This window comes from Kitasatospora sp. NPDC023120 (assembly GCF_055560835.1).
Window position 1 is genome coordinate 126,108 of record NZ_JBVHHY010000020.1, and the last position, 9,891, is coordinate 135,998.

The following is a 9,891-nucleotide window of genomic DNA, read 5'->3' on the forward strand; positions in this document are numbered from 1 at the left end:
CTTAAGCGGGCCTCGCGGCGCCTCTGATGCGCCGCGAGGCCGTTCGAGCGGTCGGATCCGCCACCGGACACCGCGACACCGGAACGTCATGACCGTCCGACCGACGGCTCAACAGTCACGAAGCTCACCCTCGAACCCGTCGTCTGCGTACGCCTCGGTCAGGTACTCCGTCTCCCACTGCCGGAAGCAGCTGGAACAGCGCCACGCCGTGAGCGTGTGGACGCCGTCATCGGACTGGGCGACGATTCGGGCGCGGGACAGGCAGGCGGGGCAGTGCTCGGTGAGGGTCATGAGAGCGCTCCAGTGGGGGAGTGGCCGGTGAACGGGTCTGCGTCGATGGGCTTGTAGGTGCGCCACGGCCAGGAGCCCTCGTGGCCTTGGCAGATGAAGCGGGGCCAGCTGCGTTCGTCGCGGGCGCCTCGCCAGGGCAGGACACGGCGGGCGCGGTCGTCCTGCGCGGAGCGGGCATCCTCGACCGGGCGCAGACCGAGCCCGAACTCGGGCCAGCGCAGCCACAGGGAGCTGCCGACGGGCCGCAGTGTCCGCGGCCCCATCGGCCCGCCCTGCGGAGAGTGCGCCTCCATCGACAACGCGCAGCCGGCGGTGGCCCGCGCCTCGTCGAGCACGACGGTGATCTTTCGGGCGAGCTCCTCCGAGTTCGGATCGCCGTTGTGCAGCCGGTAGATCGGGCCGACGATCAGCAGGTCCGGCATGACAGCCTCGACGCGGCGCATCAGCCACGCCCTGCCATCACCGCGGGTCAGATCCACGCCTTCGGGCCGCAGGTCGATGTGCAACTGCCCGCGCTTGACCGGAGCGCCCATGCGCTCGGCAACCTGGACCAGGCCCCGGTAGTGCCGGCGGGACTGACGCTGCGAGTTCTCGCAGTCCAAGATCAGCACCTTCTGCGGGCCCATCGGGTTGACATCGCCGAACGGCAGCAGCCCGGCGGACGCGGTGACGCCGAGCTGGCGCTGGAGGAACGATTTGCCGCCGCCCTCTCCGGCGGTCCACACGATGCGGTCGGTGCGCTCCAGATAACCGGGCAGCGTCCAGTCGTAGTCGGGATCCTCGCCGGCGAGGAAGTCGTGAATGTCCTGGACGGGGGAGTCCTCGGCGGCCCGCCCGGCGTCACGGACCTCTCGCAGCCGGGTGACGGCGTGCTCGGCGAGCTCGCTGGGCTCGCCCTCGGCGGCGTAGCCGAGTTCACGGATCTCGGTGCCGGCGTGGACGAGGGCGCGGCGCAGGGCCAGGCTGCGGATCCGGTGATTGAGCCAGTCGAGGCTGGGCCCGTGCTGGGCGGCGTCTATGCAGGTGTTGATGTAGTCGCGGCCACCGCACCGGGCAAGCTCGCCGCGGGCCTCCAGGGTGGCGACGATGGTGATCGGGTCGATGGGGTCGCTGGTTTCGGCGATCGAGGTGATGGCCCGGTGCATGAAGGCGTGGGCGGGCCGGTAATAGTCCTCGGCGGTGACGGTCGTGTCCCGCAGGGCACGGCGGGCGTCGCGGCTGAGCGTGATGGTGCCGAGGAAGGCCTGTTCGGCGGTCAGGTCGTTCGGCTCGGAGCGGGCGAAATCGCCTTCGGGGTCGTCGGCCATCAGAAGATCTCCTGTTCGGTGAGATCGGTCCAGGAGTTGCCGTGGGTGCCGGTGGCCGTGCGCGGTGTGAAGTCGGGGACGCGGCTCATCCAGGTGCGCCAGGCGGCGATCCAGTCCTTGAAGGTGGATCCCTTGGCGCGGTGGTGGTCGAGGAAGCGCTCGGTCTCGGTGCCAAGGCGGGCGGCGGTGATGCCCTTCTGGGTGGCCCAGGCGCGCATGGCGTCGGTGACGACGAGGTGGTCGGGCGCACTGGTGCTGGCACGTGTCTGGCGCTCGTTCGACGCGCTCGCGCGCTTCCCTCTATCCCTGTTCCCTGTTCCCTGCTCAGGGGCGAAGGTCTCGGGAACCGTCAGGGGACCCTCCGGAAGACTCTGGAGACTGTCCGGAGGAACGAGTTTTGCCTGACCAGGAGGGGTGTCGGTGGGGTGATCAGCCTCGTCGGGGCCCGGATAGCGTGGCTTGCCGGGGTGGGAGATCTTTTGGTGCTCGGACCAGCTCCGGATGGCCAGGTACGGCCTTCCGGAGACGGTGTACCGAGTGACGAGGAGAGCATCCTGAAGGCTCCGGAGATCGTCCCGAGTCCTCTGGAGAATGCCCGGAGACTCATCCAGAGGCCACACGGAGGCGCGAATGAGTCGGGCCTCGTCGATGCCGACGCCGTTGTCGTCGACGTAGCACCACAAGCCGATGAACGTCAGCCGCGCAGACAGCGGCAGATCGGCGATGGTGAGCGACGTGAAAAAGTCCGGCTTGATCGTGCGAATCCGTGCCATGGGGTCGTGGGTCCTTTGAAGGTGGGGCGGACGGGATCAGAAAGGGGCCTCGGCCTGGCCCTGAGGCACTCCCCAACTGCCGCCCTGTGACGACGGCTTGGACTGGGACCACGGGCCGTCGCCACCCCGGGCCTGCTGCGCCTGGCCCTGCCCACGGTTCGCCCGGGTCACCTTCGCGGTGGCGTTCCGCAAGGACGGGCCGACTTCCTCGACCTCGATCTCGTAGACGGTCCGCTTCTCGCCTTCCTTGGTCTCGTAAGACCGCTGGTGGAGCCGGCCCTGCACGATGACGCGCACGCCCTTGGCCAGGGACTCGGCGACGTTCTCCGCGGGCTGCCGCCAGACGTTGCACGTGAGGAAGAGCGCCTCGCCGTCCTTCCACTCGTTCGCCTGGCGGTCGAAGGTGCGGGGGGTCGACGCGATGCGGAACTTGGCGACTGCGACACCGGACGGTGTGAATCGGAGCTCAGGGTCGTCGACGAGGTTGCCGATGAGGGTGATCAGGGTCTCTCCGGCCATGGCCGTCCTTTGAGTCAGGGGTGAGGGCCTGCTCGGCGCAGACCTTGTGAGAGGGGCGGCGTTCCTCATCGCGGAGGTGCGTGAGGTCGCCGCAGTACCTGCACGGTTTGGCCTGGGTGGCCCAGTGGGAGCGGTCGCCCCAGGCCAGGACGGTCATGCTGCGGGCGTGAAGCGACGGGTCTTGCTGAGGAGGTAGCGCTCACGGGGGGTGAGCCCGCCGCAGATCCCGTGCCGGCTCTTGTCCTTCTGGCCCTCCCTGTCGAGGGCGTCCTGCAGGCAGGCGGCGGCGACGGGGCAGCGCCCGCAGACCTTGCGAGCCTCCTCGACCTGGTCCCTGCCCTCGGGGCTGGTGTAGGAGACGGGGTAGAAGAGGTCGCCGTCGATTTCCTTGTCACAGCAGGCGCCGAGGGCTCCCCACCTCATCGGACCGCCCCCGTGCCGCTGATCCCGTCGGGCCACACGGCCTTGGTCAGCGCGGCTCGGTGCGCGGCGGGCATGACGGTGATCGGGTGGTCGAGGTAGTCCCGGCCGGCGGCCATGAGGACGACGGCGTCGGCCTGGTTGTCGTCGCCGCCGGTGGACCAGGCGGGCCAGCGGCGGGCGACGGCGTCCACGACGGCGGACTTGGTTGCCGCGCCCTTGCCGGTGGCGTACAGCATGCGCTGCCGGGGGTCCATGAGGGCTACGGGGATTTCGGAGTCCGTGAGGTACTCGTAGAGCCGCCACCACAGCCAGCCGCGTTCGTGGCTGCCTCCGCCCGTGCGGGACAGGGCGGGCGTTTCCATGACGACGAGGTCGGGGCGTCCGACGTTCAGCAGGACGGCGGCGGAGACCTTTCGCATCGCGGTGATGCGCTCGGGGTGGGGGAGCTTGGTGATCGGGTTCTTCTTGTCGGTGTGCCCGACGGTTTCGCACCAGCCGAGGGATGAGGCGATGCCGGTGGCGGTGAGGCTGGTGTCGAGGCCGATGACGGTGGGGCCGTGGGTGAGGGTGCCTCCCGGGGGCGGGAGGAGGGCGGTGTCAGTCACGGGTGCTCCATGCGGTGATGGCGAAGGCGATGAGGGCGAGGGCGGTGCCGGCCAGGAGGGCCAGGGCGAGCGCGTATCGGGTGAGCACGGGCCGTTTCTGGGTGAGGTGGTGGTAGGCCTGTATGGTGCTGATGCCGGTGTGGGTGCACCACAGCAGTGCTAGGTAGACGGCGAAGGTCACGCGGCGATCGGAGCGGCCGGTGCTGCGGTGGCGGCCGATGTGCGGTAGTGGTTCTCGTTGGCGTCCTGGAGTGCGTGGAGCCGGTCTTCGAGGGCGATCTGCCGTTCGGCGAAGTCGCGGCGCTGGTTGCGCAGTTTGCGGCGCAAGTCCTGGATTTCGGCCCGGTACCGGGCACAGGATCGGAGGGCGCGGCCGAGGCGCTCGGCGTAGTTGACCGCGGTCTCGGCCCAGTCGTCCGCCCGGAAGATCAGCGTGGCGTTTTCGATCTTCGCGGCAGTGAGCTTCTTCTCGGCGGCGATGATGTCGTCGGCGAACCGCTCCGACCTGCGGAAGCTCACCGCCTCCTCATTGCGGCTCGCGCCCAGAGCCATGTTGAGCTGTGCCACCCGACTCTCCAACCAGGCGATTCGCTCGTCCTTCTCGGCTATGCGGCGTCTGGATCTACCGAACATGGGGTTCTCCCTGAAGGATTTCGCTGGAATTGAGCAGGCCGAGGGCGCAGGCAAGGCCGACGGCGTGGGTGGCGTTGACCGCTTTCAGAGCGACGAGGACGGCTCGCAGGTGCAGCCGCACGTCGCGTACGCCGATCCCCAGCTGGTCGGCGATCCGGACCGGCTGTTCCCCGCGGGCGTGTCCGAGGAGGACCGCCGACTGGAGTGGGGTCAGACAGGGCTTGTCGTGGTCGCGTACCTTTCTGCTCACTGCGCCACCGCCATCGGCAGAGGGCGCAGCGGCCACGACCCGTCCACGACCGCGTCCGGGTCCCGCTTCTCGCCGGCCTTGTCCGAGCGGAGCCACGCCTGCAGCGACGCCGCGTCCTCGGCGGCCCAGCCGACCTGCCGCTGGTGCAGCTCGTCGATGTCGCAGGCGAGGTCGTCGAACCGCTCGTACGGGCCCCGCCAGTTCCGTAGTGCCTGCACCCAGGAGGGGCGTTCGGCGGCCAACTTGTGCGCGATGACGCCCATGACCCAGGCTGCCTGCGCCGCTTTGTGGGCGTCGTACTCGGCGCCGTGGGCCTGTTCCTCGTCCCACGACAGCACGTTGTCCTGCCCGTACGTTTCCACGGTTGTGCGCAGCTGGTACGGACCCTGCGTGTCGGAGATACGGCGCCGGTACGGGGCGGCGTGTCGGTCGAGCGTCATCGTGTCAATCACGCGGACCAGGGGGCCGGTGATCTCCTCCAGGCCGGCGCCGTGGTGGCGGCGGATCTCCCGGTCGAGGAGCGTGAGGTCGTAGCTGCCGATGTTGTGGCCGACGAGCGGGAAGCCGACACCAACAGCCTCGGCAACGGCCTGCGTGATCTCGGCGACGGCCCGGTCAGCGGGCATGCCGTACTCGGCGAGGTACTCGTCGGTGAGTCCGTGGACGGCGATGGCGTCGGGTTCCTGGGCGACTTCGGGGTTGACCAGCCAGGTGCGTTGTTCGGTCGGCATGCCGCCGCCGAGGTGGATCAGCGCGCAGGACACGATGCGAGCCGTGTCGGGGGTCTTGTCGCTGGCCTCGAAGTCGAGCGCGGCCATGCGGCTGAGGTGCCACGGGTCGTGCATTGAGTTCCTCCTGTCAGGGCTGGGAGATGATGGGTGGTGCGGGACCGCGCCTGTTACGGGCGGGCGCGGTCCCACATCGGCAGCTCAGCTGGAAGCGCGTTCCTTGCCGATCCGGATGACCATTACGCCGATGGCCTCCTCATCGCCGACCTCGTTCGTCACGAGGGTGTTGGCCTGGCGGCTCTGCTGAAGCTCGTGGTGGATCTGGCGCAGCCGGCCGACGCTGGTGGTCGGATCCGTGATCTCGTCCAGGTACGAGGCAGCCGGCCGTACCGGCGCCTCCCCGCGCTCCATATGCGAGGAGTCCGGGTCCGGGTCGGACGTGGGAGTGAGGCCGAGCGTCAGCAGGATCACGCGAAGAGCCACCGACTGGGCCTTCGCTGTCGCCTTGTCCGCTGAGTCGAGCGCCTCGCCAGCGGACTGCACCGGCGGCAAACTGTCCCCGCACGGGCCCATCAGCTGCCACGTCACAAGCACCGTGCACTCGTGCATCTTCTTGTTGTTCGCCGAAGTGGCGTCGCGGTAGCTCGCCTCCACCTTGAGAGGCAGAAGGTTCAGGCCATGCGAGAGCGTGACGGGCCCGAACGTGTTGACCGTGGTGTCGACGCCCCGGAAGTTGAACCGGGTTCCGCCGCCGTTGTACTGCTCTCGCTTGCCGATCGCCCGGACGTCACGACGGGCACGGAGCCACGCGATGTGGACCGGCACCATCTCGGGCTCGCCTTCCCGGGGCTCGTACTCTCCGAGATCCGGAATGCCCTGGAGGGCGTCAGGTTCCACGGCCGCGGGATCGGCCGGTTCGTCGGTGCTGCGGCCAGCTTTCGCGGCGGCCCGCTGAGCGAGCGTGGACTGGGTCATGCGGCGTGCCTCTTCCTGACCTCGTTGGGGATCGTGATCTGGCTGTAAGACCGGTCCTCGACACAGTCCGCGTACGCCTCCGGCCAGCGCTCGGCGAGCCGAGACAGGTTCGGCGTCTGCTTGGTGCGCTGCTCGATCGAGTACGCGGGCTGGTCGCCCAGCACGGCCATTTCGGCGCCGCCGAGAGCGGCCAGCATGCGGGCCTTCGCTGCCTTCTGCCGCTTCTCCGCAGCAGAGACATCGGCTCGGGCCTGCAGATAGTCGGCGAGGGCGTCCTGGGCGTCGCCATCGCGGTCGATGTGAGCGACGCCAGAGCGCTCCGGGTGCAGTCGGCGGTATAGATCGATCAGCGGGTCGGGATCGACGTCCGCGGCCAGCACCGGTGGCCGGCCGTCGAGGATGCGCTGCCACAGCTCGGCGGCGGCGGCCCGCAGGTCGAGAAGCAACTGCTGGTGCTCGGCGACCCGGACAGTGAACTGCCGGTAGTCGTTGCCGCCGAGCTTCACCGCAACGTGCATGTGGTCGAAGCCGCAGGTGTCGGCCTGGTGCAGGGTCTGCGCGAGGACGTCGTCCGGGCAACCGCGGCGCCACATCGAGGCCTTCATCTTGTCGCGGCACTTGATCTCCAGCGCGCACACGGCGCCGGGCTCGACCGGGCACTCAGCGACGCGCCGGTCGAGGGTGCACATCTGCCATGGCCGGTCGATGTTGGCGACCAGGCCGACCCGGCGGACCGAGCTGCGGTTGCTGGCGGCCCAGCGGCGGGCGACGCCTTCTTCGTCGACCCGACCCCAGTACGCGGGCTCGGAGTCATCGGACTCCAGGGGGAGTTCGCCCCGCTTGTCGTAGTAGACGGTCAGCTCGTTGCCGTACTTGGAGAGGCCGAGCATGGCGGCGATGTCGCTGCTGCCGATGCCACGCCGGCGGGCGGCGAGCCACTGGCCGCGGTCGGCGTCTGCGGGGAGGATGAGCCGGGCGGTCGGGGTGACGCGCCGGCCGGCGGCCGAGGCCTGAACCCCGGCCGGCACGGTGGTCGTCACGCCGCCCCCTTGCGCTGCTGCGGGACGTGGTTCCCCGAAGCAACCAACAGCCTCGCTGCGAGGTCCTCGGCGTCCGTGCTCGCCAGCAGCATGTTCGCGCCGCCCAGACGGTCGAGCAGTCCCTGCACGAGCTCGTCGCGCTCCGGCCCCGACGCCGCGTACAGGTCTGCCAACTCCTGGCCGACACTCTCCGGCTCTTCGGAGGCCTCAGAGGCGAGCGAAACCAGCAGCGCGGACGCCAGCGGCGTCACGTCCAGCTCCACACCCAGCTGCCGGCCTCGCACCCACACCGGGAACGCGGCGTTGATCCGGTCCGCCGCCCGGGCCAGCAGGCCCTCACGGTCGAGCAGGTCCGTCACGCTGCGGGCGACGGGAGCGCCGTAGCGCTCGGCCAGCAGCCGCGCCGCCCGCCGGGCGACCGGGTTGGGAAAGTCGGCCATCACGCGCCCCTCTTCGTTCCGTGCTGGTGAATCGGGAGGTCGCAGCCACACGGGCACAGCAGCTTCCCGCGCAGTGCAGCAACCACCCATTGAGCTGCTTCCTGTACCGACTTGGCGTGGTGGGCGGACGTCCTGACGGTGGCATCCGCAGAGCCGTCCGGCGCCTCGGTCACGACGCCCGCCGACACGTTGGCCACGGTGAACAGCGCCCAGTAGCGGCCCAGTTCGCTCAGGCCCGGCGACACCCACAAGTGCTCGCCGTCCACGACGATCTCCGCCACGCCTGTGACCGAGACCAGATCCGTCACGGTGTTCATCACGCCACCGCCAGGTGAGCGCTGGCCGGCGATGACACCCGGACCTGAACCCGGGCGTCCCGCCAGACCGTGTCGAGGTAGCGCACCTCCATGGCCTGCTCCTTCCAGACGAAGGGCAGGGGCTCCTCGAACTGGCCGCCGAGCACCTGCTGGTAGGCGGTGGCCACTGTCTGACCGTCGTCCGCCTGGACGTAGCAGGACAGCAGGCCGAGCGTGGTGACCTGCCATTCGACGAAGGCGAGGTCGGCGAGCTCGGGGTGCTCGGTCTGGAGCGCCAGCAGGGCCATCGCCTGGCCCAGCAGGGATGTGTAGTTCCGGATCCGGGTAGGCTGTGTGGTCACGGCCTGCCTCCTTCTCGTGGAAGTGTTGATCGGTGGGCCGGGGCCGCCCCTGGTTAGCGCCAGAGGGGCGGCCCACAGGACGCTGGGAGTCGGGTCAGGCCGCGATCGGGGCCTCGCTCGGTTCCTCGGCGACGCGGCGAGCACGCACCCGGTGGAGCGCAGGTGCGAGGGTCGGCCGAAGCTCGGCAACCAGTTCGGGCGTTGGCGGGGGCGCGGCGGCGACTCGACGGTGAATTTCGGCCACAGTTGTTGCGCCGAGAATCGCGAGGCGTTCGGCCCGGGTCATGCGGCCTGCGCGCCGATAGTGAGGTCATCCAGGCCTACGACGAGTTCGTCGAGACGCACTTCGTAAGCGGCGGCGATACGTGCGGCGGTGCGGAGACTCGGTTGCCGTTCGCCCTTGAGGAGCCGCGCGATGCGGCCCCGGTCGAGGCCGGTGCGAGTGGCGATGTGGCTGGTACTGGTGTCGCCGACGGCAAAGGCGGTACTGCGGAATGCGGCGGCGTTGAAATCGAATGCGGCGATGTCGGAGCTGGGCACAGGTCACCTCCTCGGCGTCGCCCTGCTAGGTCGCTGCGCTCTGACAGCAACCATAGCGCATTTGCTGCGCCCTGACAGCGATTGGTTGCCAATTGCTGCGCCCTGACAGCAAATCTCATGGCGTCCCCCGTGGGTGGCGTGGCGGGTGGGGTGCTTGCGGTTGAGATGTCCTGGATGTGTGCATGAAGACTCGTGGCCCGACCGCTACTGTTGTCAGCTGACAGCAGCGCCTCAGGGCGCTACCCTCCGCCTCATGAACGGGGCTCCCTCGATGGATGCAGGACCTGCGGCCCTCGCCGCCTACGTGCGCCGCCACGCGCCCTCCGCCGGCTACGACCTCGACGCCTACGGGGAGCAAGCCCGCCTGGCGCGCGACGCGGGCATGGGAACGGATGCGCTCGCCCGACTCCTCAATGGCGGTCGAGTGCCGAAGCCGGCCGCCCTGTGGCCCCTTGCTGAGGTGCTGAAGCGCCCGTTCTTGGAGCTGCTCGTTGTAAGCGGCACAATCCCCGCCGAGTCGGTCGCGCATATGCCCGGCACGCCAGTAGCATCAAGGCCCATCACTGCTGAAGCACTTGCTGACCAGTGGGGTGTTACCGACGAGGCCGACCGCGAGTACGTCCGTGAATCCCTCGAACGACTCCGCGCCCTCACCCGCCGATCCATCGGCGAGCGCGAGGGTGAAGGTCGCGCCGCCAACAGCTGAGCG

General features: G+C 69.5%; 16 protein-coding genes and 1 pseudogene. 1 reads left to right on the plus strand and 16 read right to left on the minus strand.

Annotated features, from left to right (window positions below; genetic code table 11):
* Positions 1–108: 108 nt before the first annotated feature.
* From ACZ3TI_RS27860 to ACZ3TI_RS27935, 16 genes and pseudogenes are all read right to left on the minus strand, one after another.
* Positions 109–291 (minus strand): hypothetical protein, encoded by a 183-nt coding sequence (locus ACZ3TI_RS27860; protein WP_465730828.1) that lies wholly within the window; start codon positions 289–291, stop codon positions 109–111.
* On the minus strand, positions 288–1,598 hold the full coding sequence (locus ACZ3TI_RS27865) for an AAA family ATPase (protein ID WP_465730830.1): 1,311 nt from the start codon (positions 1,596–1,598) through the stop codon (positions 288–290). The genes ACZ3TI_RS27860 and ACZ3TI_RS27865 overlap by 4 nt, the downstream gene beginning before the upstream one ends.
* On the minus strand, positions 1,598–2,371 hold the full coding sequence (locus ACZ3TI_RS27870; protein WP_465730832.1) for a hypothetical protein: 774 nt from the start codon (positions 2,369–2,371) through the stop codon (positions 1,598–1,600). Before ACZ3TI_RS27870 ends, ACZ3TI_RS27865 begins: the two co-directional genes overlap by 1 nt.
* Positions 2,372–2,428: 57 nt before the next feature.
* Positions 2,429–2,890 (minus strand): annotated as a pseudogene (locus tag ACZ3TI_RS27875) (single-stranded DNA-binding protein); the annotation flags it as partial.
* 153 nt (positions 2,891–3,043) lie between these two features.
* Positions 3,044–3,313, minus strand: coding sequence for a WhiB family transcriptional regulator (locus ACZ3TI_RS27880; RefSeq protein WP_465730834.1), 270 nt, complete (start codon positions 3,311–3,313; stop codon positions 3,044–3,046).
* A complete protein-coding gene (locus tag ACZ3TI_RS27885) occupies positions 3,310–3,918 on the minus strand; it encodes a hypothetical protein (RefSeq protein ID WP_465730836.1) in 609 nt (202 codons plus the stop codon). Before ACZ3TI_RS27885 ends, ACZ3TI_RS27880 begins: the two co-directional genes overlap by 4 nt.
* On the minus strand, positions 3,911–4,099 hold the full coding sequence (locus ACZ3TI_RS27890) for a hypothetical protein (RefSeq protein ID WP_465730837.1): 189 nt from the start codon (positions 4,097–4,099) through the stop codon (positions 3,911–3,913). The genes ACZ3TI_RS27885 and ACZ3TI_RS27890 overlap by 8 nt, the downstream gene beginning before the upstream one ends.
* Positions 4,096–4,485 (minus strand): hypothetical protein, encoded by a 390-nt coding sequence (locus tag ACZ3TI_RS27895; protein WP_465730839.1) that lies wholly within the window; start codon positions 4,483–4,485, stop codon positions 4,096–4,098. The genes ACZ3TI_RS27890 and ACZ3TI_RS27895 overlap by 4 nt, the downstream gene beginning before the upstream one ends.
* A 55-nt stretch (positions 4,486–4,540) precedes the next feature.
* On the minus strand, positions 4,541–4,801 hold the full coding sequence (locus tag ACZ3TI_RS27900) for a hypothetical protein (RefSeq protein ID WP_465730841.1): 261 nt from the start codon (positions 4,799–4,801) through the stop codon (positions 4,541–4,543).
* A complete protein-coding gene (locus tag ACZ3TI_RS27905) occupies positions 4,798–5,646 on the minus strand; it encodes an exonuclease domain-containing protein (protein WP_465730843.1) in 849 nt (282 codons plus the stop codon). The genes ACZ3TI_RS27900 and ACZ3TI_RS27905 overlap by 4 nt, the downstream gene beginning before the upstream one ends.
* 84 nt (positions 5,647–5,730) lie before the next feature.
* Entirely contained in the window at positions 5,731–6,504 is a 774-nt protein-coding gene (locus ACZ3TI_RS27910; RefSeq protein ID WP_465730844.1) for an ERF family protein, read from the minus strand.
* Positions 6,501–7,544 (minus strand): YqaJ viral recombinase family nuclease, encoded by a 1,044-nt coding sequence (locus ACZ3TI_RS27915; protein WP_465730846.1) that lies wholly within the window; start codon positions 7,542–7,544, stop codon positions 6,501–6,503. Before ACZ3TI_RS27915 ends, ACZ3TI_RS27910 begins: the two co-directional genes overlap by 4 nt.
* A complete protein-coding gene (locus ACZ3TI_RS27920) occupies positions 7,541–7,984 on the minus strand; it encodes a hypothetical protein (protein ID WP_465730848.1) in 444 nt (147 codons plus the stop codon). Before ACZ3TI_RS27920 ends, ACZ3TI_RS27915 begins: the two co-directional genes overlap by 4 nt.
* Positions 7,984–8,301 carry a hypothetical protein gene (locus ACZ3TI_RS27925; protein WP_465730850.1) on the minus strand — a complete coding sequence of 106 codons (318 nt, stop codon included), beginning with the start codon at positions 8,299–8,301 and terminating at the stop codon, positions 7,984–7,986. Before ACZ3TI_RS27925 ends, ACZ3TI_RS27920 begins: the two co-directional genes overlap by 1 nt.
* Positions 8,301–8,642 carry a hypothetical protein gene (locus ACZ3TI_RS27930; RefSeq protein WP_465730852.1) on the minus strand — a complete coding sequence of 114 codons (342 nt, stop codon included), beginning with the start codon at positions 8,640–8,642 and terminating at the stop codon, positions 8,301–8,303. Before ACZ3TI_RS27930 ends, ACZ3TI_RS27925 begins: the two co-directional genes overlap by 1 nt.
* Before the next feature lie 282 nt (positions 8,643–8,924).
* Positions 8,925–9,182, minus strand: a complete 258-nt coding sequence (locus tag ACZ3TI_RS27935) for a helix-turn-helix transcriptional regulator (protein WP_465730854.1) — start codon at positions 9,180–9,182, stop codon at positions 8,925–8,927.
* 253 nt (positions 9,183–9,435) lie between these two features.
* On the opposite strand from ACZ3TI_RS27935, the gene ACZ3TI_RS27940 reads away from it, so the two are divergent.
* Positions 9,436–9,888 (plus strand): helix-turn-helix domain-containing protein, encoded by a 453-nt coding sequence (locus tag ACZ3TI_RS27940; RefSeq protein ID WP_465730856.1) that lies wholly within the window; start codon positions 9,436–9,438, stop codon positions 9,886–9,888.
* Positions 9,889–9,891 lie beyond the last annotated feature (3 nt).

What these genes read in the sequence shown, in the direction of transcription:
- ACZ3TI_RS27880 (WP_465730834.1), bottom strand. Translation starts at nt 3,313, where the DNA reads ATGAGGTGGGGAGCCCTCGGCGCCTGCTGTGACAAGGAAATCGACGGC.
- ACZ3TI_RS27940 (WP_465730856.1), top strand. Translation starts at nt 9,436, where the DNA reads ATGAACGGGGCTCCCTCGATGGATGCAGGACCTGCGGCCCTCGCCGCC.
- ACZ3TI_RS27920 (WP_465730848.1), bottom strand. Translation starts at nt 7,984, where the DNA reads ATGGCCGACTTTCCCAACCCGGTCGCCCGGCGGGCGGCGCGGCTGCTG.
- ACZ3TI_RS27870 (WP_465730832.1), bottom strand. Translation starts at nt 2,371, where the DNA reads ATGGCACGGATTCGCACGATCAAGCCGGACTTTTTCACGTCGCTCACC.
- ACZ3TI_RS27865 (WP_465730830.1), bottom strand. Translation starts at nt 1,598, where the DNA reads ATGGCCGACGACCCCGAAGGCGATTTCGCCCGCTCCGAGCCGAACGAC.
- ACZ3TI_RS27905 (WP_465730843.1), bottom strand. Translation starts at nt 5,646, where the DNA reads ATGCACGACCCGTGGCACCTCAGCCGCATGGCCGCGCTCGACTTCGAG.
- ACZ3TI_RS27925 (WP_465730850.1), bottom strand. Translation starts at nt 8,301, where the DNA reads ATGAACACCGTGACGGATCTGGTCTCGGTCACAGGCGTGGCGGAGATC.
- ACZ3TI_RS27860 (WP_465730828.1), bottom strand. Translation starts at nt 291, where the DNA reads ATGACCCTCACCGAGCACTGCCCCGCCTGCCTGTCCCGCGCCCGAATC.
- ACZ3TI_RS27910 (WP_465730844.1), bottom strand. Translation starts at nt 6,504, where the DNA reads ATGACCCAGTCCACGCTCGCTCAGCGGGCCGCCGCGAAAGCTGGCCGC.